General features: G+C 35.3%; 18 protein-coding genes and 1 tRNA gene. 3 read left to right on the top strand and 16 right to left on the bottom strand.

Annotated elements, in window-relative coordinates; translation table 11 throughout:
* Nucleotides 1-100 precede the first annotated feature (100 nt).
* The 8 genes from M0D21_RS06660 to M0D21_RS06625 all read right to left on the bottom strand — a co-directional run bounded on the left by M0D21_RS06660 (nucleotide 101) and on the right by M0D21_RS06625 (nucleotide 10,217).
* A complete protein-coding gene (locus tag M0D21_RS06660) occupies nucleotides 101-1,189 on the bottom strand; it encodes a helix-turn-helix domain-containing protein (protein ID WP_248327672.1) in 1,089 nt (362 codons plus the stop codon).
* Nucleotides 1,190-1,380: 191 nt separating this feature from the next.
* Nucleotides 1,381-1,453, bottom strand: a tRNA-Met gene (locus M0D21_RS06655).
* A gap of 104 nt (nucleotides 1,454-1,557) precedes the next feature.
* Nucleotides 1,558-1,740 (bottom strand): CPXCG motif-containing cysteine-rich protein, encoded by a 183-nt coding sequence (locus M0D21_RS06650; RefSeq protein ID WP_248327671.1) that lies wholly within the window; start codon nucleotides 1,738-1,740, stop codon nucleotides 1,558-1,560.
* A gap of 5 nt (nucleotides 1,741-1,745) precedes the next feature.
* Entirely contained in the window at nucleotides 1,746-3,089 is a 1,344-nt protein-coding gene (locus tag M0D21_RS06645) for a TolC family protein (protein WP_248327670.1), read from the bottom strand.
* Nucleotides 3,052-6,282 (bottom strand): efflux RND transporter permease subunit, encoded by a 3,231-nt coding sequence (locus M0D21_RS06640; protein WP_248327669.1) that lies wholly within the window; start codon nucleotides 6,280-6,282, stop codon nucleotides 3,052-3,054. Before M0D21_RS06640 ends, M0D21_RS06645 begins: the two co-directional genes overlap by 38 nt.
* A 2-nt stretch (nucleotides 6,283-6,284) precedes the next feature.
* Nucleotides 6,285-7,448, bottom strand: a complete 1,164-nt coding sequence (locus tag M0D21_RS06635; RefSeq protein WP_248327668.1) for an efflux RND transporter periplasmic adaptor subunit — start codon at nucleotides 7,446-7,448, stop codon at nucleotides 6,285-6,287.
* Nucleotides 7,449-7,618: 170 nt separating this feature from the next.
* Nucleotides 7,619-8,077, bottom strand: a complete 459-nt coding sequence (locus M0D21_RS06630) for a MarR family winged helix-turn-helix transcriptional regulator (protein WP_248327667.1) — start codon at nucleotides 8,075-8,077, stop codon at nucleotides 7,619-7,621.
* Between the two features lie 220 nt (nucleotides 8,078-8,297).
* On the bottom strand, nucleotides 8,298-10,217 hold the full coding sequence (locus M0D21_RS06625) for an ABC-F family ATP-binding cassette domain-containing protein (protein WP_248327666.1): 1,920 nt from the start codon (nucleotides 10,215-10,217) through the stop codon (nucleotides 8,298-8,300).
* A 59-nt stretch (nucleotides 10,218-10,276) separates the two neighbouring features.
* Here M0D21_RS06625 and M0D21_RS06620 point away from each other — a divergent pair, with 59 nt between their 5' ends.
* On the top strand, nucleotides 10,277-10,666 hold the full coding sequence (locus M0D21_RS06620) for a DUF983 domain-containing protein (RefSeq protein WP_248327665.1): 390 nt from the start codon (nucleotides 10,277-10,279) through the stop codon (nucleotides 10,664-10,666).
* Here M0D21_RS06620 and M0D21_RS06615 read toward each other — a convergent pair.
* The 8 genes from M0D21_RS06615 to M0D21_RS06580 form a co-directional block, all read right to left on the bottom strand.
* Nucleotides 10,658-11,704, bottom strand: coding sequence for an NAD(P)/FAD-dependent oxidoreductase (locus M0D21_RS06615; RefSeq protein WP_248327664.1), 1,047 nt, complete (start codon nucleotides 11,702-11,704; stop codon nucleotides 10,658-10,660). The genes M0D21_RS06620 and M0D21_RS06615 overlap by 9 nt on opposite strands.
* A gap of 70 nt (nucleotides 11,705-11,774) precedes the next feature.
* Complete coding sequence (porN, locus tag M0D21_RS06610; protein ID WP_248327663.1) at nucleotides 11,775-12,665, bottom strand: type IX secretion system ring subunit PorN/GldN; 891 nt, start codon at nucleotides 12,663-12,665, stop codon at nucleotides 11,775-11,777.
* Nucleotides 12,666-12,682: 17 nt separating this feature from the next.
* Entirely contained in the window at nucleotides 12,683-14,230 is a 1,548-nt protein-coding gene (porM, locus tag M0D21_RS06605; protein ID WP_248327662.1) for a type IX secretion system motor protein PorM/GldM, read from the bottom strand.
* A gap of 48 nt (nucleotides 14,231-14,278) precedes the next feature.
* Nucleotides 14,279-14,905, bottom strand: coding sequence for a type IX secretion system motor protein PorL/GldL (gene porL, locus M0D21_RS06600; RefSeq protein ID WP_248327661.1), 627 nt, complete (start codon nucleotides 14,903-14,905; stop codon nucleotides 14,279-14,281).
* 76 nt (nucleotides 14,906-14,981) lie between these two features.
* Complete coding sequence (gene porK / locus M0D21_RS06595; RefSeq protein ID WP_248327660.1) at nucleotides 14,982-16,355, bottom strand: T9SS ring complex lipoprotein PorK/GldK; 1,374 nt, start codon at nucleotides 16,353-16,355, stop codon at nucleotides 14,982-14,984.
* Between the two features lie 110 nt (nucleotides 16,356-16,465).
* Nucleotides 16,466-17,629 (bottom strand): formimidoylglutamase, encoded by a 1,164-nt coding sequence (locus M0D21_RS06590; protein ID WP_248327659.1) that lies wholly within the window; start codon nucleotides 17,627-17,629, stop codon nucleotides 16,466-16,468.
* A 3-nt stretch (nucleotides 17,630-17,632) separates the two neighbouring features.
* On the bottom strand, nucleotides 17,633-20,125 hold the full coding sequence (topA, locus tag M0D21_RS06585; protein ID WP_248327658.1) for a type I DNA topoisomerase: 2,493 nt from the start codon (nucleotides 20,123-20,125) through the stop codon (nucleotides 17,633-17,635).
* 107 nt (nucleotides 20,126-20,232) lie between these two features.
* Nucleotides 20,233-21,015, bottom strand: coding sequence for a hypothetical protein (locus M0D21_RS06580; RefSeq protein WP_248327657.1), 783 nt, complete (start codon nucleotides 21,013-21,015; stop codon nucleotides 20,233-20,235).
* 129 nt (nucleotides 21,016-21,144) lie between these two features.
* Here M0D21_RS06580 and miaB point away from each other — a divergent pair, with 129 nt between their 5' ends.
* Both miaB and M0D21_RS06570 read left to right on the top strand, forming a co-directional pair.
* Nucleotides 21,145-22,590 (top strand): tRNA (N6-isopentenyl adenosine(37)-C2)-methylthiotransferase MiaB, encoded by a 1,446-nt coding sequence (gene miaB / locus M0D21_RS06575; protein ID WP_248327656.1) that lies wholly within the window; start codon nucleotides 21,145-21,147, stop codon nucleotides 22,588-22,590.
* Nucleotides 22,591-22,622: 32 nt separating this feature from the next.
* Entirely contained in the window at nucleotides 22,623-23,882 is a 1,260-nt protein-coding gene (locus M0D21_RS06570) for a sigma-54 interaction domain-containing protein (protein WP_248327655.1), read from the top strand.
* Nucleotides 23,883-23,892 lie beyond the last annotated feature (10 nt).

Raw genomic sequence — 23,892 nt, 5'->3', positions numbered from 1 at the left:
TTTATGTGTTTTGATTTACACAGACTAAAGTATATTGACCTAAAAAATAAAGGAGTAATTTAAGCTCTGAAGAGTTCCTAAAACAATAGAATTGTACGAATCAGGAGGTTTTTTGAAGTTTTCTATAGGCTCCGGGAGACATTCCTTCGCTCGTATTAAAAGTTTTATAGAAAGCACTATTCGATTTAAAACCTACTTCCATACCTATTGCTTCTACAGAATATTTGTGAAACATAGGGTCTTGCAACAGGCTTTTAGCTGCCTCAATACGATATTCATTTACAAATTGAATACTACTTTTATTAAGTTCTTGATTAATAATCTGAGACAAATATCCTTCACTTGTTCCCAATCGGGTTGCCAGATCTAATCTACTTAAAAGAGGGTTTTTGTACAACTCTTCTTCCTCCATTAACGTATAAAGTTGACTTATAACCTTGGAAACTGTTGCCGCACTTACTTTCTTTTTTACGGGAGCTGTGGTCGTCTTTTTTGAAAGTAGATATCGATGTATTTCTTCTTTTTGAACAACAATCTGCAATCTAAAAACTCCATAGTATAATATCCACCACGAAAAAAAAGAAAGCATAATCCAAAGAAAAGGAGAAACATAGTCTGAATCGAAGACATAAAATTCGATACTAGATAAAAGCCAACAAATAATAAGGCTTATTATGAAGAAGTTTAATCGTAATAACCAGCGTTTTTTTTCTCTAGAAATTGTTGATCCTTTAATTAATTTTCTTCCCCAAACGATTAGAACTACATTAAATATAAAGGATGCATTATCCATAATAAAATACATCAAATCATTGATCCCTAGGTCAAAAAAATTATAAATAGTGTTGATATAAAGAATAGTTTCTATTACCACGGCTCCAACAAAAGGCACATAAAGCCATTTATACCATTTTCTCTGAAGGTATTTATGTTGAATTTGTATTAAAAAATAGGTAAATAAGGTAACTCCCAACAGATACTCTAATACTGGGTTATCTAAAAATTCTAGAACTGTATCTTCTAGATCAAACCACCCCAAAAGGGCTAAACTTGTTAATAAAAACAATGATAGGGAGAGATAATTATTGGCGCGATTCCTGAAAAAGTAAGTAGAAATTAATGAGATACTTATAAAATACCCAACAACTCCACTGGCAATAATTGCAAAATCAACTATTATTCTATTCAATCTTTATAGAAATTAATGATACTTAAGTTATAATACATAACGACTTTAAAGCACTCTAAAGTATAAAGACACTACAAACCCTAAAAAAGTTATGGATAAAAGTAAGGTTTCTTATTTAAAAAAATTAAAGTATTTAAAAGGATAAGTGTTGATAATAAAAAACCAGTTGTTTTCACAACTGGTCTTCTTCGTAGCGGGAGCAGGACTCGAACCTGCGACCTTCGGGTTATGAGCCCGACGAGCTGCCTACTGCTCTATCCCGCGCTATTGGACGGCAAATATACAACCATTTTTATTTTATACAAGTGTATTTTTATTAAAATATCATAAAAAAATTACAATACCCTGCTTACAAAGGATTTAGCAAACTACTGTTCTATATTTAAAGCCTCAAAACCTATCAATTGTTGCTCTTCGAACCTAGGGTGAAGCTCAATAGGATTACAGCAAACCTCACAATCTTCTACATATACCTGATATGTAATTGAAGGATCGAGTAACATTGAAATTTCTTCCCAACAATATGGACATTGAAAAAAATGCTCAAACATATCTTTTAGAATTCTATATTGAGTAGTTGACCAGTAAGTTGTAATAACTGCAATTCGGCAATTTTGGCGTCATATTTTGCCAAGTTCTTATTGGTTTGGGCATTTATAAGATTAATCTGCGCTTGTCTAAATTCTATAGAGGTAATCTGCCCCAACTTAAATCGTTCTTTTGATCTCTCAAAGTTATTTTGATTAGTAAGTACATTTTGCTGTTGAATCTGGAAAACACTTAACCTGTTCTTATAATTCCCTAACGCATTAGCGATATCTCTTTTTACTTCTTGTTCAATTTGCTTTTGCTGAATTTCCTGGTTTTCGACCGCGATCTTAGCATTTTTGATTCTGGTTATAGTACTCCCTCCATCAAAAATATTCCAACTCAAATTTACCGATGCCGATAAACCATCAGAAATCGAAGTTGCCAAAAATGAGGCTGCATTATTGTTATTCTTATTCCAGCCATAAGACCCCGTAAGGCCAATTGTAGGCAAATATCCCGATTTACTTACTTTAAGATCATATTCATTAATCTTGATAGAAGTTTGATTACGCTGTATTCTTACGTTATTTTCTAATCCTTTTTCTACAAAACTATCTATCTGTAAAGTGTTGATAAAATTTACCGTAGTATCTACCTCAAAAGCCTGAGCCAATTCGTTGTCAACGATTAGGTTTAAGTCTCTTTTTGTATTAAGTAATTGCTGTCTGGTATTAATTAGATTGATACTATCGTTTGCCACATCTACCTCTGCATTAAGCACATCTAATTTTGTATTTTGACCATAATCAAATTGGTAATTTGCTCTGGTTATTCTTTCTTGAGAAATTCCCAAAGTTTCTTCCAAAATACCGACATTTTCTGTTAATCGAGCAACTTCAAAATAAACAGTAAAAAGCTGAAGAATTGTGTTTTCTATAGTCTCTCTGGCCTGAAGCTCTGTTAGATTATACTGCTCTTTTAATCGTTTATAGTTATAGAATCGACCTAACCCATCAAATAAGGTATAGTTTAAATTTACTGCTGCACTGTAACGATCACTTTCGGCTCCATTTAGAATATTGGTTTCTCCGTTAGCAAATTGTGCCTCGATATTATCTTTGTTATACACTGCAGAGGCACTTCCCGTCACTGTTGGTAAGTAACCCGAATTCAATATATCCTTGTTATTTTCAGCTACTTCAATATCGTTTGTTGCTAAAATAATTCCGAAGTTATTTTCAAGGGTAAGTCGTAATGCTTCCTGCTTCGTCAATTCTTGACCCAATCCTACATGTACCGTAAACAGCAAGAAAACAAAATAAAAAATAGACTTATGCATTCTGTAGTTCTTGTTCTTGATGTTCTTCATGAGTTTCATTTTGTTCTTTGATCGCTCTCTCTACTTCTTCTTTGGTAATTTCATTCCCTGTCCACAACCATTTTGTAGCTACTTTAACATCGTTACTAAATGATAAAAACAGTGGTAATACCAATAAAGTTAATACGGTGGCAAAACCAATACCATATGCAATAGAAATTGCCATAGGAATAAGGAATTTTGCTTGACGACTTTCTTCAAAGATTAAAGGTGCCAATCCTGCAATGGTGGTAAGAGAAGTTAAGAAAATCGCTCTAAAACGAGATCGACCTGCTTCATAAATAGCACTATCAAAGGTCATTCCTGTTCTTAAGTTTCGATTAAATTTACCTATAAGCACTAAACCATCGTTTACCATAATACCTATAAGAGCAATAATCCCTAATAGTGATAATAGATTAATTGAAAAGCCGTGCAGCCAATGTCCTAAGGCAACTGCTGGTAGGCTTAACGGTATCATCAATAACAGCAACAAGGGTTGACTATAACTTCTAAAGGTAAATGCAATTACTATATATATAAGGGCTAATGCAGTAAGTCCAACTGGTCCCAAAGAACCTAAAAACTTACCTGCTTCTCTATTCTGCCCTTCGTAAGATGGTGTTACCGTTGGATACTTGGCAATAATCTCAGGCATAATCACCGTTCTAATTTCTTCCAACATATCTGTAGAGCTGGTCTCTTCGGGGTTTTTAATATCCGCAGAAATCTGCACTTCGCGTTGACCATCTAAGTGGTTTACAGCCACATCACCTCTTTCAATACTATAATTTGCGATCTCACCAAGAGGAATGCGCTCTCCTGTATTGGTAGCAATACGCATATTGTCCAGATCCAAAATAGAAGATCTATTATCTAGATCATATCGCACCCAAACCCTGATTTCATCTTGTCCTCGCTGAAATCGTTGTGCCTGAACTCCAAAAAAACCAGCCCGAACCTGTGTCATAATATCTCTAAGGTTCAATCCCAGGGCGTATGCATTTTCTTTGAGCGACAGTCGTATTTCTTTAATTCCTGCAGGATCATTATCTTCTACATCTTTTAATCGAAGATCGCTTTCAAATATTTCCTTTAACTCTTTTTTGGCTGCTTTGAGCTCTTGTATATTATTTCCCAACAAGGATACTGAAACCGGGCTACCCCCAAAATTACCTCCGGAGCCGTAGATCAATTTTTCAGTCCCAAATACAGGACCTACTTTTTCGCGTATACGGTTTGCGACCAATCCTGAATTAACGGCATTGGGTCGTTCTTCTCCCGGCAATAAATTTATCCGTAAAGATGTATTGGAAGAAGAATTCACATTTCTAATAACATTTTCAAATAACACTTTACCCTCATACTCCTCTCCTGTTAAAAATTCTTCGGAAAGCTCTTCATTTACTATCCATGCTTTTTCTTCTATCACTGAAATAATAGAATCTGTCACTTTTGCATTGGTACCATTTGGCATAGCTAATTCTATGGCTACAGTATCACTAGCAATTCTAGGAAAAATTGATGTACGTACCACACCTCCCATTATAAAACCAACACTTAAAATTAATAGGACCAGAAATATAGAAAAGGAGAAAATTCGGTTTTGTAATGCAAATCTAAAAATTGGACTATACAACTTATCCCTAAGCCATTGCATAATTCGATCTCCAAACGTATTGATAAGTCGAAGTTTCGCAAATACTTGTCCTATTGTTGTTTTGGCTTTTTGTTGGGGTTTCAAAGCTTTGGAGTGCGCAAGGTGCGCTGGCAAAATAATGAGTGCTTCTACCAATGAAACCGATAGCGTTAATAACACAATTACAGATACCTCCCCAAAGAAATCTCCAATACGACCATCTAGAAAGAGAAAAATTCCAAATGCCAACATTGTGGTCAAAATTGCCGACACAATAGGAGGTATCACCTCCATTGTACCATCTATCGCAGCTTGAACAGGGCTCTTACCACTTTCGTAATGCTGATATATATTTTCGGCAATTACAATACCGTCATCTACCAGAATCCCAATAACGATAATCATTCCAAAAAGAGACAACACATTGATGGTTACATCAAAATATCCTGCAAATATGAACATCCCCATGAATGCAACCGGAAGCCCAAAGGCCACCCAAAAAGCCAATCTAGTATTAAGAAATAAAGACAAAAAGGTAAGTACCAATAACATTCCGATAATTGCATTTTCCGTCAGAAGTTCTGTACGCTGTACCAAAGTGATCGATCGATCACTAATAACATTAAGTTGAACATTGGTATATTTCTGGTTAAAATCTTCAATATACTCCTTTGTTTTCTCTGCTGAGGAAATTAAATCTTCAGAATTGGTACTGGTAATCTCAACATTAACTGCTAAATCACCATTGAAATATGTAGCATTAGGAGACTCTGAAAACCGATCTCTAATAATGGCTACATCTTTTAATCGAATTACTCTTCCTGTGGGGTCTGAGCGTACAATAAGATTAGATAATTCATTTCCATAATACGACCTGTTATTGGCCCGAATTAAATATTCTTCGGCATCGGTTTTTATGGTTCCTCCAGTAGTTAAAATATTGGCCTGACTTACCGCTTGAGCTACTTGACTAAAACTTATATCAAATGCCAGTAAGCTGGTTTCGTTTACTGCTATTTCTATTTCCTCATCTGGATACCCGCTTATTGATATTTGAGAAATCCCCTCGATTGCTCTTAGATCATTTTCTATCTGTCGAGCAATTTGTTTTAACGTAACGAGAGGCACATTTTGCCCGCTCAATGAAAAACTGATTGTAGGGCGTATAGCTTCCTGTTTTGCTACTACAATGGGTTCCATTCCGGTTGGGAAACTTGGCACCCTATCAACAGCATTCTTAACCTCAAGCAGCATAAAATCGATATCCTTGCCTTTTTCGATTTCTACATTTATACTTCCACTATTTTCTCTAGAAGTAGAAGTAACGCGTTCAACTCCTTCGAGCCCTTTAAGGTTATCTTCTATTTTTAGCACAATACCCTCTTCTACTTCTAGCGGTGAAGCTCCCGGGTATGTCATACTTATACTTATATTTTTAGACTCTGTAAGCGGGAAGAAAGAAGATTTCAAGGACATCGCTCCAAAAATACCAAACGCAAAAAATGCAATAACTACTACATTTACAGCAACATGATATTTTATAAAATAAGATATTATTTTACGCATAACTACTTAGTTTGAGTACTTGCAGTATTACTATCTGGCACTGCTCTTCTTTTATTTGATTGCTTAAAGATCTTAACGAGCATCCCTGCATAAGCTCCTGGAACAGGTTTATTAAGAATTACATCACCATTGGGAACTCCTTTAAGCACCACTTTCTTTTCAGAAAAATAAACAGGTTGAACTTCTATAAGATCAAGAATGCTATCTCTTACAACAAACACCTTATCCCCATCCTGAAGTAGTCCTCTATCTATTTCTATTGCATCGTTTTCCTTTTTTGCATCAAGATTGGCTTCTAGATATACACCTTCTTTAAGCAATGGGTCCTTTACTTCGATAAAAGCTGTTATGGTTTGAGTTGCCTGGTCTACTCTACCGTTAATTCGACTAACAATACCGGTGTAGTTTTGAGTTTTACTAAGATTAGTCAATGCCACAGACTCTCCAATTTTGAGCAACTCTGCATATTCTTTTCCAATAGCGACTTCCATCTCATATACACTGGTATCTATAAATTCTCCTAGTTTCTGTCCTTGACGAATTAACGTTCCTTCTGTCACCAATGCTTCTGTTAAGACACCATCAAAAGGAGCTACCAAAGAATATTTAGAAAGACGTTGCTCCAAATTTTTCACATTGTAATAGGTCGTGTAGATATTTCTACCGGTTATAAAGTATTTTTCTTTTTCTGATGCAACCTCTGGTAATGGTGGCGTAGCTTTATTCATATCAAAAGCATTCAGGTAATTTTGCCACTTATCATAAATATCTGGGTAATCTAGCCTCAAATCAGGCATGATAGAAGTAACCAAATTGTATAAATTACTTTTAGCAGATTGCACGGATGCATAGTATTCTGAAGCATCTATTCGAATTAAAGTTTGTCCCTTTCTATAGGTTTGACCTGTCTTAAAGAGCTGAGCTCCTCCTTTAAAAATTCCCTGAACCTCAGAAAATAGTTCAAGTTTTCTTTTAGCTACTAAATTACCATTTGCAGCAATTTTTATAGGGATTGTCGTATTTTGTACAGTATCTACAAAAACTGTTTTGATCACTTTTGCAGATCGGGGCTTGGGTTTTGTTTTGTTAGCTATAATTGCCATGGCTGCAAAAACAGCACCCACAACTAATAACAATCCAAGGATAAGTAGTATAACTTTTCTCATAGCAAATTTAGATTCATTAGGTATGAAATCGCCTACAAAACTATCAACACCGTTGTTTTCATGCAGTTAAAGAACTCATAAAACTTAGTTTACAGTATTTTAAGTAGATCAAAACAAAAAAAACACCCGTAAACAGGTGTTTTTCAATAATATACTATTTTAACTCTATACTAATCTTCAGCTATGTCAGAGATTTTTTCCCTAATTTTCTTAAGAGCTGTTATTAGTGTTTCTATCTCTTCTTCACTAAGAGTATCTTGAACAGCAGGAATTAGATCATACATGATTGGTTGAACTTTTTCTACTACTTCTTTACCATAATCGGTTAAGAAAATTCTATTTACTCTTCTATCGTTTTCATCACTTTTTCTAACTACCAGGCCTTTACTTTCCATAGTATTCACCAATCTGGTCATAGATGTTTTATCTCTATGCGTAATGAATGCCAGATCGTTTTGGGGCTGTCCGTCATTTACATTTAATCTTTTCAAAACACTCCATTGTTCTTTAGAAAGATCTAAACCGTTTTCTTGAAATGCCTTTTGTACTAAAAACCCAAAGTCGTAGTGAATCTTACCTACCCAAGATAAGGCATGAGCATTCAAGTCGATGACTTTTGTATTATTCATAAATACTGTTGTTTAATTTCCAGCTACAAAAATATCTATAAAAATTAAGTTGAACAGGTTAGACAACATAAAAATATCGTAAAAGTAACATACTGTTTTTAAGTAATTTTAGCAGAAAGACCTTCTTTATAATCAATTCTCAAAAAAGAATGAAAAGCACTATTAAATTATTATTTTAAAGAGCCCAAATTAAGAATTCAATAAAAATTGATGTTTTCTGTTAAGAGGTCATTATGTCTATTTCTTCCTGAAGCGTTTCCCAATCTTCCATTAAATTGTTTAACTGATCTTTTTTGGCTTGGTAGTTATCAAAAAAATTGGATTGTGCTATGGTTTTATCATAATTTATAGCTAATTCTACATCAATTTCTTTAATCTCTTTTTCCAATTTATTAATCTTAGCCTCTATGTTGCTCAGTTTATTATTTAAGGATTTTAGCTTTTTTTGATCTTCATACGATTGCTTTGCCGTCTCCTTGGTAGTAGAAACTTCTTTAAGCTGCTTGTCCTTTTTCTCAATATCCCTTAAGTCATCAACGCTACGTTGTTCCAGATAAAAATCGATATCTCCCAAATACTCCTTAATCTTTCTGTCTTTAAACTCATAAACCGTATTGGTAAGCCCTTGAAGAAAGTCCCTATCGTGAGATACGAGGATCAAAGTTCCTTCAAAACTTTTCAAGGCCTCTTTTAATACATTTTTAGATTTAATATCCAGGTGGTTGGTGGGTTCATCCATTACCAAAACATTAAATGGCTCCAATAACATTTTACAAAGGGCCAAACGATTTCTTTCTCCTCCAGATAAAACTTTTACCTTCTTGTCTACATCATCCCCTCTAAACAAAAATGCACCCAACATATCACGAACCTTACTACGATTTTTTTCATTAGCGGCATTGATCATGGTTTCATGAATGGTGATCTCTCCTTCTAAATATTCTGATTGGTTTTGAGCAAAGTATCCGATCTGTACATTATGCCCAAGTTTTAGCATTCCTTCGTGAGATATTTCATCTATGATTATCTTTGCCAGCGTTGTTTTTCCTTGTCCATTCTGCCCTACAAAAGCAATTTTCGAACCTCTTTCGACCAAAAGATCGATATCGTTTAATACTTGTTTTTCTCCGTAAGACTTGCCAACACTTTCTGCTTCTATAACCACTTTACCAGGCTGAATACTGACAGGAAAGCTTACATTCATAACCGCATTATCATCTTCATCTACCTCGATACGATCAATTTTATCTAGTTTTTTTATTAGAGATTGGGCCATTGAGGCTTTACTAGCTTTTGCTCTGAATTTTTCAATAAGCTTTTCGGTTTGCTCAATTTGTTTTGACTGATTTTTTTGAGCAGCGAGTTGTTGCTCGCGCATTTCTTTTCTTAATACCAGATACTTAGAATATGAGGTATTGTAATCGTAAATACGACCCAGCGATATTTCTATAGTTCTATTGGTAACATTATCTAAGAACATTTTATCGTGAGAAACGATAACTACAACTCCAGAATAATTTTTTAAAAAACCTTCTAACCATATAATCGATTCAATATCTAAATGGTTGGTAGGCTCATCTAACAATAATACATCGTTATTTTGAAGCAATAACTTCGCCAGTTCGATGCGCATTCGCCATCCTCCAGAAAAAGTATCAGTTAATTTTCCAAAATCTTCTCTAACAAAACCAAGTCCTTGTAATACTCTCTCAGTTTCTCCCTGGTAATTATATCCTCCTAATATTTCATAATGCTGTGTAAGATCACTTAGCTCTGTAATTAGATCATTATAGGAGGTACTTTCATAATCGGTTCGTTCTGCAAGCTGAGCGTTAATATGATCTATTTGTCGCTCTGCTTTCTTAATTTCGACAAAAGCTTCATAAGCTTCATCTAGAACCGTTCTACCGAGTACAAAGTCGATATCTTGTTTTAAAAAGCCAATTTTCACCTCTTTATCCATAGCAATCTGCCCTGAATCTGGCTCTTGCTCTTTAGATAAAATTTTTAACATGGTTGACTTACCCGCTCCATTTTTCCCAATCAATCCAACTCTATCCCCTGCATTGAGTCTAAAGCTTATTTCTTCAAAAAGATATTCTCCTCCAAAAGATATCGATAAGTTGTGTATGTTTAACATCAGCTTTTGAATATTTTGTGCAAAGATGACTAATTTTGTGTTATCATAAAAATACGGTTATGAACTTATTTAAAGGCACAAAAATATACAGCATACTCACGGGGAGTTGTCCTGTATGCCAACACGAAAGCATGTACCAAAACAGTAATCCTTATAAGTTGAATGACACCCTTAAAATGCAAGAAAGATGCAGTCACTGTGGTACGAAATATAAAATAGAGCCTTCTTTCTTTTATGGTGCGATGTATGTGAGTTATGGGGTGGGAATTGCATTTGCAGTAGCCGCATTTGTAATTGCTAATCTATTTTTTGAACTCAATCTTTTGAACACCTTTTTTGTAATTGTAGGAACTTTGGTTGTTTTCATGCCCATAATTATGAGATTAGCCAGAAACATATGGATTAACCTCTTTATGCACTACAACAAAGAAAAGAGCTTATCATCTTAATTCTTTAAATCTCTCTATACTAATTGATGGTTCCAAAGGGGTACCTTGTTCTATAAAATTAAACAAATGCTCTCCAACTGTAGGGCCTATTAAGATACCTCTGCTTCCTAAACCATTTAGGATATGAACATTTTTATGCACAGGATGCGTACCTAACAAAGGCCTTCTATCTCGTACCGTAGGACGAATACCGCTAACTTGATCTACAACTTCATAGGGAGCCCTTAAAACTGTATTAAGCTTTTTTTGTAGTTCTTCTTTTGCCTCTGTCGTAATTTCGGGTGTTTTATCCTTGTTATTATATGTTGCACCTACCTTATAAAGATCATTCCTTAACGGAATAATAAATACAGATGACTTAACTGCCTCGTTAAGCTTTAATTTTTCAGATTTAATAATGAGATACTCTCCTTTATTTCCTACTAAAGGTAAATAGTTAAAAAACGGATTGTTTTTCACTCCAAATCCTTCGCAAAAAACAATGTGTCTAGCTTGAAAACCTTTATAAACCACATATTCCTTTTCTATCTGAAGCTGATCATACTCAAAAACCTCTTTTTTAAGGCTTTCTTTAGTATCGATATACTGTAAATACAAGGACAACATTTGCTGTATATCTATTCTTCCTGTTCCTTTTACCTCTCCAAAATGATATGGTATATCTAATCCCGTATTTGAATTCGTAAGCAAATTTGCAGATAAAAACCGTTCAAGAACCGGCTTGTCACAAGCTTCAAACCATGTATTCTGTTCTTCAACAGAGTTAAACCTCCTGTAAATAGGAAGGGGAAATATAAGCTTTTTATTGAGCTTAGCTTCTATACTTTGATAAAAAGGAACTGCTTTTTCTAATTGTTCAACTGCTTGCCAGGCAGCAGTAAAACGCTTTAAGATAACAGGATTGTATAACCCTCCAGCTACACGAGATGATTTTTGTGATCCATCTTCAAACACAATATACGTTTTACCCTCTTTCTCCAGTCTCTCGACAAACGATAAGCCTGATAAACCAAAACCAACAATGATATAATCTAACATAGCACAAAAATATAAAAACGCCCAACTAAAGTCGGGCGTTTTTTATAACAATTATGTAGTGCTATCTAGATTAGTAACTCCACATATCCATTTCGAAATTTCGAATACTTTCCTTGATTCTCTCACTCTCCAGAAGTTGCATTAAAGCATTATCTACGATATAATCTTTAATCTCTCGGTCACCTTGCTCATTATCTTCTTTATAGATAATAGAGTTAAATCGCCGAGCATTAAGAATATGATCTAAAGTAAAAGGCATTGATGTATTTCTACGATTGAAAGCTGATGCATTATGAAGAATTTCTCTTACATCTGGGTACCATACCCAAAATAATGCTACCATATCTGGCTCATCATCGTCGATGAAGTTTACGTCTGGAGCTACAGGCGCTATACCTAGCAATCTATATCTTAATTCTCCCTGACGCTTATCGAAATACCAATATCCTCTTATTTTGTACTCTGTAATATCTGCAGAAGTAATATCTCTTCTATTGATATATTGAGGATCAACTTCTTCACCTGCATTATATTGCTCATATCCTAAATCTGTAGTATCAATTTTTGACATTGTAGACTCAAGATCCTGAAAAGTACGAGTTTCAGTAAAGTATGAATCTGAATATATACTCTTGATTTTACCGTTTTTAATATTGCTTACTAGTACATCATATAAAGAACGACGACTAGAATCAATATTATTTGTATCAATAGGATAGTACAATGGAAAATTGATTCTTTCATCAAGATCTATGGTTTCCCAAGTTGTCTTAGCCCATAATACATCACGTTTGTCAACATAACCATATTCTAATGGGTGATCATTATCATACATGATCTGCTCCTGTGTCTTCTTTCCAATATCGCTAGGCTGCGCCGCATTTAACGGATTCGTCTGGCCATATGAAAGGCAGGAAACAGCCAATCCTATAACGGTGAATACAAAATTTTTCAAATTCATAACTAATTTGGTTTATTTTAATTTGTTAACTCAACAATTACCGGAGAAATCTTCTTCAATTTATATCCAGCATTTGTCGTTAACTGTGCTTTTATATCAATAATCTGTACAGAAGAACCTCTCTTAGCCTTACGAAGTGCAGATTTTGCTTTAGAATCTAATCTACCACCACGAACACTAACTGTTGGTTGTCCTTCTACCTTAAATTTAAATCCTGTTACTTTAAGCTTAATGTCGAAATCGAAATCAGGAAGTATCGCTCCGATAGAAGAAATACCTAAAGCATTTCTCGCCATTTTGATAGATCCATCTTCACCACGAACAGTTCCAACTGGTCTTGGTATATCCTTAATTCTAAATTTCTTACTATCACTCACAGAAGAACCATTAGGTAACTTACCACTAACCTTGATACTTACCTCACGTGCTTTTACTGCAGTAACATTCATCATGTATTTTCCAGCACCACCCACTTTTCTTAAACCAGGTGCAGTAGCATTAACTGCAGGAACTCCAGGAATCGAAATTGTCATTGGGTTATTTACACCACGGTATACCACGTTCATTTTATCTGCCGAGATTACCGCAGAATTTGGCTTAGGAATTACCGCATAAGAACTCTGGATAGGTATTTTCACAATTGAATCACCTTCTTTGAATTCTAATTCACCTTTTACTTCTCTTTCTCCAACATTACCTGCTGGGAAATCAAGCATAATCTGACCATTCTGAACTTCAGTTTGCTCTTTACCATTAACCATTACTTTGGTTGGCTTAAGCGTTGCATCAAAACGACCTAAAACGATTCTACCTTTAAACTTCTCTCCACTAAAGAAAGCAGTTTTGTCTGGTACTACGATCGCCTCATAGTTACTAAAAGAAAGTTCTGAAGCTTGCTGTCCTGCTAATAATGCAGAAAGTACTTTGCTTTCTGTAGTCTTAACATCTGCTTGCATTTGAGTAAGTTTTGTTAAAGAAGCAACCATTGGGAAACCTTCGAAGTTATACTTCAACCAGTCTACAGGTCTATTATCTCTATTTCTTACCTCTCCAGTAGCAAATGTTTTGTCAACGTCATTTGCAACTTCAGCATCAACCTCTTTTACACTACGTATTGCAGAGGTTACTCCCTCTCTATACGTATTTATTTTGGTAACAAATTCTTCAGCTGCTGCTGTTTTATTACCTCCTTCAAAGAACTTTTGATCTAATGTCACAGACTTATCCATAGTTTCATAATCTGTTGGATCATCTGTACCTTGCAAAATCTCAGCTTTCAATTGCTCAATATAACTATTGAAGTCATTTGAAAGCGAACTAATTTGATCAGCTTTTTCCTTAAGCGGTGTATATTTCTCTGGTTGTTCTGTAACTTTTTCAGCCAGACCAGCCATAAATGCAGTATTACGCTCTGTAGCTATCGTGTTCGCTGATGTTAACTTTTCGTTCATCAAACCGAAAGCCGATAGTACTTCTTTTGACATATTTAATGCCATCATTGCGATGAAAACCAGGTACATCAGGTTAATCATCTTCTGCCTTGGGGACAATTTTCCTCCTGCCATATTCTTCTTAGATTTTGGTAGTTATATAATTATTTTAATTACTTAATGTTAACTTCTGTTCATTGCAGTTAACATACCACCATATACTCCATTAAGAGAAGAAAGGTTGCTAGCAAGACTTGTCATTTGTTCTTTAAGTTTCTCAGCGTTCTCCGCAATTTGAGCGTTTGCCTCAGCTTGCTTAGCAGAAGATTCTAATTGAACTTTGTATAAGCTATTTAAAGATTCTAGGTGAGACGCAGCACTTGCCATTTCTTCACTATACTTTTTAGTACCTTGAATAGCATCTACAGTTGGAGAAATATTTTTTGCAGCACCTTCGAAGTTACGGATGCTTTCTCCTAAACTACTCATAAGACTAGAATCTACTCTAGCTTCTTTAAGCATATCATCTAATTTCTTAGATAACAATCCTTCTGGAGTAGTATCTTGCTTTTTATCTTTCTTTTGACCTCCAGCTAACTCTGGGTATACAAGAGACCAATCTAATTCGTCATCTACTGGTTCAAATGCAGAAACTGTAAATACAAGTGCTTCTGTAATCAGACCAATGATAAGCATTTCGTTACCAAATGGCCAGTGCATAATCTTAAAAAGTGCACCTAAAATTACTACGGCCGCTCCTAGACCGTATACCATGTTCATTAACTTTTTGCTTGCTTTTGAATTTGCCATAATAAATTTGTTTTGTTTTTTAAATCTAAATTTTAAAAAAAGGGTTAGTAATTAAGTTGATAGAAAATTTTGGGACTTATTTATCATTACGAGTATTATCTTCTCCAGTCACGTCAGTACCCATGTAGTCCTGTACGGTTCTGAATCCGATATAACTTCTCGCTGAATCCGCATACTCGTAATCTCTGGTGCTTACCTGTAGGAAATAAGCAACATCTTTCCATGAACCTCCACGCACTACTTTACGTTTGTTTTGGTCATCACTAACATTTGGGTTCATTGATGACACAAATTCGTATGCTGAAGGATCGTAAGACGACTGTACCCACTCAGAAACATTACCCGCCATATTATAAAGATTATAATCATTAGGGTCAAATGTTTTAGCTTCGACAGTATATAAGAAGTTATCTGCTGCGTAGTTACCTCTAAGAGGTTTAAAGTTTGCCAAGAAACAACCGCGGTCGTTTAGTGCATAAGGTCCACCCCATGGATAAGTTGCAGACTCGAGACCACCTCTTGCTGCATACTCCCATTCGGCTTCTGTAGGAAGTCTGAAATAATTTACAAACTCCTTACCTTTTTTCTTTTGGAATGTATTTTTCTCAATAGTTCTCCATCTGCAGAAAGCCTTAGCTTGTTCCCAAGAAACACCTACTACAGGGTAATCGTCATAAGCACTATGCCAGAAATAATCGTTGTGCATAGGCTCATTATATGAATAGTTAAAATCTTTGATCCAAACCGTGGTATCAGGATATACCTTTATTACCTCTTCTTTTACGAAGTCTTTTCTTCTTCCTTTTCGCGCTCTTGCTGCCGATTGAATATCCATCCAAGTAAAACGGAACTCAAACTTACTTACGTCAAGTGTTCGCCTTCCATTATAAGACTCTTCCAATGGAATATACATCGTGTCCATTACTTCAGCATAATACTCATCGGGGTAATCTTCGATATCCCAAATGATATCTACATCTTTGTTGAGTTTTCTTCCTTCGTAACCAGTTTCTCCGATACCGCTATAATTCTCATACATATACTTTTCGTACGGTGTCATATCGGTAGTATCGGCATCAAGGAAAGCAAACTCTCCGACACCTTCATCATCCGGCACTTTTCCAAGCTCATCTGCCATAATAGCCAAACGAGTTCGAATCACAGAGTCACGAACCCAGTTTACAAACTGACGATACTCACTATTGGTAATTTCGGTCTCGTCCATGTAGAAGGAACGAACGGTAACCATTTTGGTGGGTGCGTTTGCTAACGCCGCTTTGTCATCATCTGACTTACCCATGATAAAAGAACCTCCTGGAATTAGGGCCATTCCGTAAGGCTTTTCTGGGTGCCACTTTTTCCCTTGTGCTCCTATTAGCTCTCCGCGGTTTCCTTTACCACAACTATAGAGCATTGCTACAATAGCAAAGAGTGATACAAATTTCTTCATAACGTGTTTTAGGTTAAGATCTTCTAGATTTAAGGACGTAAACCTATTTATTTATTTTCAGAAAAACAATTTTTTTCTAAAAAAAACCTTAAATCTGCCTAATAAAAATGTTAAACTTCGTTTTTTCGTTTTGCCTTATACCATCTTTCAGGTATTTCTTGATTACAAGCACGCTCATAATCGTTGTATGTGCAAGGTAATAACGTATGTCTTTTCAATTTATTATTGCCAGACGAAATAAATGGTATTTCTATCCACCATCTTCCTGTTTTTGCACTCTTATAAAAAGATAATATTTCATCTTCGATTGGGACATTATAATGTAATGTGCTTTTTAATTTTTTTACATCAAGTTCATTGGATCTATAGTTAACACCTTCTATAAAATACCAAATGATCTGAGCTATTAATAAGGACGCAGTATCCTCATTTTTAAAGTTTTTGAATTCGTATATACCAAAACTTTTAACTTTATCACTTATTCCAGCGTATCTAGATATCGCACAAATCTCTCGTCCGTCAAAACCATTTGGCGAAGCTATAGCTCCTTGTAAACTATTTGAATTTAATACCCCTAAATCTATAGACACAATATCTGCATCCCTCATTATAGGCTCTACAATAGTTACATCTGAAATTACTTCTCCCAAGCGATACGCATCAAAATATAATTTTTCTATAAGATCTATTTCCTCTTGAGAATTGAAATAGGTTTGATATCCTATATTACTATAATTAAACAGATTGTATGGTTGCTCTACTATTATTTTACCTACAAAAGATTTATTGGTAATGGGTTGCGCAGAATTTCCCAAGTCAAACCTGGCATCTACATTTGCCAAATTTACCATACGTTCTAAAATGTCAAAAGCTCGATATTGTGCGTATACCAAATCCTGACTACCTCCTATAACGATAGGGATAATATTTTTTTGAAGCAAAGTAGACAACACCTCTTGCACAAGATAATAGGTGTCACTCACTTCATTACCAGGCAACACATCTCCAAGATCTACTATTTGTGTATCCCAATTCCCAGGATATAATTCATAGATAGATTTTCGGATGGCATCAAAATTTAATTTCTCACCTAAAAAGTCTTCATCATTTCTATTTTCCTGAATCCCTATGATAGCAATATCTACTTTATCAAGTTCAGGAATACCATTTTCTACGGTGTGAATATTTATTCTTTTTCCCAAAGATTGATCTGAAAGCAATTTGGTGTGGGCGGCAACTAAATCGCTTACCGGAGCAAGAAATTCGAAAGACATTGTTTATTTCTTTTTGGTAGTAGTTTTTTTCTTTTTGGCTGTCTTTTTCTTTGGAGCATTCTTTTCGATAAGATCCTTTACTTTCTCCAAGGTGAGTTTTGAAGCATCTACAGTTTTTGGCAATTCTATCTTGGTTTTCCCTTTAATGATATTACTTCTACCCCATCTTGCTTTTTCTACTCTAATACCTTCTTCTTCCCAATTATGAATTACTTTATCAATTTCTTTTTGCTTTTTTTCTTCAATAAGCTTTACAATATCTTCGTCAGATAAATTATCAAAATCGTACTTCTTATTTACATTGATAAACATTCCGTTCCACTTAATAAAAGGACCAAATCGCCCTTTACCTTTTTGAACCGGTAGGTTTTCATATACATATATAGGAGCGTCAGCTTTTTCTTTTTCATCTATAAGCTCTTTTGCTCTATCCAGCGTAATGCTTAATGGATCTTCTCCTTTGGCTAATGAAACGAACTTTTCTCCAAATCTAACATATGGACCAAATCGCCCATTATTCACTACCAAGGTTTCTCCTTTGTACTCTCCTAATTCTTTAGGCAATTGAAAAAGATCCATGGCCTCCTCAAAAGTAATACTACTCAACGTCTGACCTGGAGGTAAGCTTGCAAATTTTGGTTTATCTTCATCTTCTGCAGTACCTATCTGAACCATAGGACCAAATTTACCTAAACGAACACTTACTACTTTACCGCTGGCAGGATCTTCACCCAAAACGCGTTCACCTACTTCTCGATCAGCATTTTGCGCTACATCTTCAACTATTGGATGAAACTCTTTGTAGAATTCTTTCATTACATGTGTCCAATCTTCTTGTCCATCTGCAATTTCATCAAAATCTTGTTCTACTTTTGCGGTAAAATTATAATCGAGAATTGACGAAAAATGATTCACCAAGAAATCATTTACAACCATCCCCACATCAGTAGGTATTAATTTCCCTTTGTCACTACCTACTTTTTCTGATAAGTTTTTCTCTTCAATAGCATCTCCCGAAAGGATCATCTGAGTATACTTACGCATTTCTCCTTCCTTAGCACCTTTCTCCACATAGTTCCTGTTTTGAATAGTAGAAATAGTTGGAGCATATGTAGAAGGACGACCAATACCTAATTCTTCTAACTTTTTTACTAGAGACGCCTCTGTGTAACGACTAGGTGGCCGAGTAAACCTTTCTGTAGCTGAAATAAAAGAGTTATACAACGCTTCTTTCACCTTCATTGCAGGAAGAATTCCTTCTTGTTCTTCATCTTCATCATCGTTTCCTTCAAGATAAACCTTTAAAAATCCTTCAAACTTGATCACCTCTCCATTTGCCGTAAATTGTTCATTATGACCATTTGATTCTATCTTGACATTGGTTCTTTCTAACCTAGCATCACTCATTTGAGAAGCGATAGCACGTTTCCATATGAGCTCATATAATCTTTGCTGATCATAATCTACATTTACTGTATGCCTGGAGAAATCTGTTGGACGAATAGCTTCGTGAGCTTCTTGCGCTCCCTTAGATTTACCTTTATATTGTCTTGGGTTACTGTATTCTTCACCATAGGCAGAAACAATCTCTGCTTTGGCACCATTTTGAGCTTCAACGGAAAGATTAACACTATCTGTCCTCATATAGGTTATTAAACCTGCTTCATACAATCGTTGCGCCATCGTCATGGTTCTACTTACTGAAAAGTATAGTTTTCTAGATGCTTCCTGCTGTAAAGTTGATGTTGTAAATGGCGGTGCAGGAGATTTTTTTGCTGGCTTTGTAGTTAAATCTGCAACTTTAAAAGATGCTCCAATATTCTTTTTTAAGAAATCCTCTGCCTCTTCTCTGGTTTTAAAATTCTTAGGAAGTTTGGCTTTAAAAGATTTCCCTTTCTCATTTGAAAATTCAGCATCAATTCTGTAAGATGCTTCTGGGGTAAAACCTATAATATCGCGCTCTCTCTCAACAATCAATCGGACCGAAACAGATTGCACTCTTCCGGCAGACAATCCTCCTTTTACCTTACGCCATAACACAGGTGACAACTCATAACCCACCAATCTATCCAGCACTCGTCTTGCCTGCTGCGCATTTACTAGATTATAATCAATCGACCTCGGGTTTTCTATAGCTTTTAAAATAGCATTTTTAGTAATCTCATGAAAAACAATCCTCTTCGTTTTAGTTTTATCCAATTTTAGAGTTTCTGCAAGATGCCATGCTATTGCTTCTCCTTCTCGGTCTTCATCACTTGCTAACCAAACTATCTCTGCTTTCTTCGATAAATCCTTAAGTTTTTTTACAACATCTTTCTTATCCTTTGAGACTATATATTTGGGTGTAAATCCACCATCTACATCTACTCCAAGCTCTTTTGCAGGCAAATCTGCGATGTGCCCAAAACTTGATGCTACCGTAAAATCTTTTCCGAGAAATTTTTCTATAGTTTTAGCCTTAGCAGGCGACTCCACTATCACTAAATTCTTAGCCATAATCCTTTAATTTCAGACCACAAAAGTATATCAAAAAATTGATATCAGGATTCATTATATAAAAATAAGTTCAAAAAACAACCTTGTATAAGTTGCACTTAAAATTATCATTCTATTAATATAGAACCCTCATTTTTTGTTTCATCATCCTCAAATCCTATACTATCTTTATACAAGAAATATATGGGCAAATACACAAAAGAAGCTGTAAAGAACACTCCTATTACACACAATAAAAAACCGACAAACTGAGCCAACATAGACGAAATAAGAATTAACCCAAAAGCCACTAACCATACTTTATTCCCTAACTTAAAACTAGCTTTAATAATATCAGAAGTCCCAACATCTGGGTTAAATGCAAATATTACCCCTATTAATTGTAGTGGAACCATTACATAAAAAATAGGCAAATAACATAGTAACGCAGCCAATAAAGCGATACCAAAAGAAGCTATGGCTAGAGTAAAGATCTTTCCCAGGTATTTCCCTTTGAAAAACATAAAATAACTTGAACTTATAGAAGATCCCATATCTGCTTGTTTACAGACTTTATAAAAATGAGCCATGATACCCAGTTGAAAAGCTGATGCTAACATTGACATAACTATTACAAGAATAACAAACAAAATACCCAACCCAACAGATAATTCTTCATGACCATAATCATAACCAGAATAACCGGGCTCAAACCCTGCTAAACCTGCCAGAGCAAAAATCGGAATATACATTATCAGAACCAACGGAAGAACAATCAGCATAGAAATGAGTAAATGTATAAACCCCTGAGACCAAACCTTTTTAAACAAATCGATACTTTTGGTGAAGATATCTCCAAAATCTACAGGATTATTATTTTCTATTTTTTCAAAAAGTTTATCAGCTTGCATAATGTTTATTTTTTAGTTGTATCACTCAAATATAGATTTTTTCAAAATAAAACCCTGCCACTTTGTCATAAATCGTATTAAAAAGTATCTTTGCACATTATTTGCCTCAATTGGGTAAGGAATATTTTTATGGAGAAGATTATAGACGAAAACAAACAAGGACAACCTCTGATACTAGATCAGAAAAAAGAAAACCAACGTAAACTTTTTATAGAGAGTTACGGCTGCCAGATGAATTTTAGCGATAGTGAGATAGTAGCTTCTATTCTGGCTAAAGAAGGTTTTAACACCACACAAGATCTTGAAGATGCTGATCTTGTCCTAGTAAACACCTGCTCTATTCGTGAAAAGGCAGAACAGACAGTTCGAAAAAGACTAGAAAAATATAATGCTGTAAAAAAGATCAACCCAAGAATGAAGGTAGGCGTTCTGGGATGCATGGCCGAACGTCTGAAAAGTAAATTTCTTGAAGAAGAGAAAATTGTAGACCTAGTCGTTGGACCAGATGCCTACAAAGATCTCCCTAATCTTATTGAGGAGGTCGATGCTGGCCGCAATGCAGTTAATGTTATTCTTTCTAAAGAAGAAACTTATGGTGACATTTCTCCTGTTAGACTACAAAGCAATGGCGTTTCTGCATTTGTATCTATAACCCGTGGTTGTGATAATATGTGTACCTTTTGTGTAGTTCCTTTCACCAGAGGAAGAGAACGTAGTCGCGACCCTCAAAGTATTCTTGAAGAAATAGATGAACTTGTTGCGCAAAATTTCAAAGAAGTAACACTGCTTGGTCAAAATGTCGATAGTTATTTATGGTATGGCGGTGGATTGAAAAAAGATTTTGAAAAAGCCAGTGATTTCCAAAAAGCAACAGCAGTAAACTTTGCCAAGCTTTTGGATATGGTAGCAGAAAAGCACCCAAAATTAAGATTGCGATTTACAACGTCTAATCCACAAGATATGACATTGGATGTAATCAATGTAATGGCAAAACACCAAAACATTTGTAAATACATTCACCTACCAATACAAAGTGGTAGTGATAGAATTTTAAAAGAAATGAATCGCCTGCACACTCGACAGGAATATTTCGATTTAATAGACAATATCAAGTCGATAATACCTGAATGCGCCATTTCTCAAGACATTATTACCGGTTTCCCAACAGAAACAGAAGAGGATCACCAAGACACTTTATCTCTTATGGAATATGTAAAATATGAGTATGGTTTTATGTTTGCATATTCTGAAAGACCTGGTACTCTTGCTGCCAGAAAAATGGTAGATGATGTACCAGAAGACATAAAGAAACGAAGATTAGCCGAGGTCATAGAACTGCAAAGAAAACATAGTGAATATAGACATCAGGCATTTGTGGGTAAAACCGTAGAAATCCTTATTGAAAAAGAGTCTAAAAAATCTGATGCACACTGGAGCGGAAGAACAACTCAAAACACTGTAGCTGTTTTCCCTAAAGGAGAATATAAAATCGGAGACTTTGTTATGGTGCATATTGACGAGTGCACAAGCGCTACTCTATTAGGGGAAGCTGTAGGATATTCTGATAATAATTAATAAAGATTTAAACTCTTAACGTTTACTATCATATGGAATCAGTTCAAGCCATAAAACAACGATTTGGAATCATAGGAAATGATCCTAAGCTAAATCGTGCTGTAGAAAAAGCCATTCAAGTAGCTCCAACCGATATTTCTGTATTGGTCACTGGAGAAAGTGGTGTTGGTAAAGAAAGTATTCCTAAAATTATACATTCTCTATCTCACCGCAAACACGGAAAATATATTGCTGTAAACTGTGGTGCAATTCCTGAAGGAACCATTGATAGTGAATTATTTGGACACGAAAAAGGAGCATTTACAGGAGCTACCCAGACCCGAAATGGTTATTTTGAGGTAGCTAGTGGCGGAACTATTTTCCTAGATGAAGTAGGAGAACTTCCCTTAACCACTCAAGTACGATTGCTTCGCGTGTTAGAGAATGGAGAGTTCATAAAGGTAGGGTCTTCAAAAGTACAAAAGACAGATGTTCGCATTGTAGCGGCTACCAATGTAAACATGTTTGAAGCTATTAAAAAAGGTAAGTTTAGAGAAGACCTATACTATCGTTTAAGTACTGTTGAAATTCTATTACCCCCTCTACGCGACAGAAAAGACGACATACACCTCTTATTTAGAAAGTTTGCTTCAGATTTTGCAACCAAATATAAGATGCCTACGATTCGTCTGACCGATGATGCCATATCTTTATTAGAAAAATATCACTGGAGCGGAAACATTAGACAATTACGCAACATTGCAGAACAAATTTCAGTCCTTGAACAGAACAGAACAATTTCTGCGGTGACATTACATGGGTATCTTCCAAATATAGGTAGCAACCTTCCTGCAGTAATTTCTTCTGACAAAAAAGAGAGCGACTTTAGCAATGAGAGAGAGATTTTATACAAGGTGCTTTTTGATATGAAAAGCGACCTAAATGACCTTAAAAAACTAACAATGGAACTGATGCAAAGTGGTAACTCACAACAAGTTCAAAAAGAAAATGAGGGGCTCATCAGAAAAATTTATAGAGAAGAAAACGAAGAAGAAGTTCGCTTTAATGAACCTGTAACTCCTACTGAGGTTTTACAAATTGCACAACCCTCGACTCCTGCAGTAAGCGAAGAGGATAAATATCATTTTGCAGAAGAAATTGAAGAAGAAGAAACTTTATCACTCCAAGACAAAGAGCTAGAACTTATTAAAAAGTCGTTAGAACGTCATAGAGGAAAACGTAAAGCTGCAGCTGAAGAATTAGGAATTAGTGAGCGTACATTATATAGAAAAATTAAGCAATACGACCTGTAAGCGAGTACAA

The organism is Aquimarina acroporae, from assembly GCF_023195925.1.
GTDB lineage: Bacteria > Bacteroidota > Bacteroidia > Flavobacteriales > Flavobacteriaceae > Aquimarina > Aquimarina acroporae.
This window is presented reverse-complemented; position numbering and strand designations above follow the sequence as displayed.

Excerpts from the sequence above, each read along its gene's own strand:
- M0D21_RS06590 (WP_248327659.1), bottom strand. The coding sequence starts at position 17,629 with ATGTCTTTCGAATTTCTTGCTCCGGTAAGCGATTTAGTTGCCGCCCAC.
- porK (WP_248327660.1), bottom strand. The coding sequence starts at position 16,355 with ATGAAGAAATTTGTATCACTCTTTGCTATTGTAGCAATGCTCTATAGT.
- M0D21_RS06640 (WP_248327669.1), bottom strand. The coding sequence starts at position 6,282 with ATGCGTAAAATAATATCTTATTTTATAAAATATCATGTTGCTGTAAAT.
- miaB (WP_248327656.1), top strand. The coding sequence starts at position 21,145 with ATGGAGAAGATTATAGACGAAAACAAACAAGGACAACCTCTGATACTA.
- porM (WP_248327662.1), bottom strand. The coding sequence starts at position 14,230 with ATGGCAGGAGGAAAATTGTCCCCAAGGCAGAAGATGATTAACCTGATG.
- M0D21_RS06580 (WP_248327657.1), bottom strand. The coding sequence starts at position 21,015 with ATGCAAGCTGATAAACTTTTTGAAAAAATAGAAAATAATAATCCTGTA.
- topA (WP_248327658.1), bottom strand. The coding sequence starts at position 20,125 with ATGGCTAAGAATTTAGTGATAGTGGAGTCGCCTGCTAAGGCTAAAACT.
- M0D21_RS06650 (WP_248327671.1), bottom strand. The coding sequence starts at position 1,740 with ATGTTTGAGCATTTTTTTCAATGTCCATATTGTTGGGAAGAAATTTCA.
- porL (WP_248327661.1), bottom strand. The coding sequence starts at position 14,905 with ATGGCAAATTCAAAAGCAAGCAAAAAGTTAATGAACATGGTATACGGT.
- M0D21_RS06620 (WP_248327665.1), top strand. The coding sequence starts at position 10,277 with ATGAACTTATTTAAAGGCACAAAAATATACAGCATACTCACGGGGAGT.
- M0D21_RS06625 (WP_248327666.1), bottom strand. The coding sequence starts at position 10,217 with ATGTTAAACATACACAACTTATCGATATCTTTTGGAGGAGAATATCTT.
- M0D21_RS06615 (WP_248327664.1), bottom strand. The coding sequence starts at position 11,704 with ATGTTAGATTATATCATTGTTGGTTTTGGTTTATCAGGCTTATCGTTT.
- porN (WP_248327663.1), bottom strand. The coding sequence starts at position 12,665 with ATGAATTTGAAAAATTTTGTATTCACCGTTATAGGATTGGCTGTTTCC.
- M0D21_RS06570 (WP_248327655.1), top strand. The coding sequence starts at position 22,623 with ATGGAATCAGTTCAAGCCATAAAACAACGATTTGGAATCATAGGAAAT.
- M0D21_RS06630 (WP_248327667.1), bottom strand. The coding sequence starts at position 8,077 with ATGAATAATACAAAAGTCATCGACTTGAATGCTCATGCCTTATCTTGG.
- M0D21_RS06645 (WP_248327670.1), bottom strand. The coding sequence starts at position 3,089 with ATGAAGAACATCAAGAACAAGAACTACAGAATGCATAAGTCTATTTTT.
- M0D21_RS06635 (WP_248327668.1), bottom strand. The coding sequence starts at position 7,448 with ATGAGAAAAGTTATACTACTTATCCTTGGATTGTTATTAGTTGTGGGT.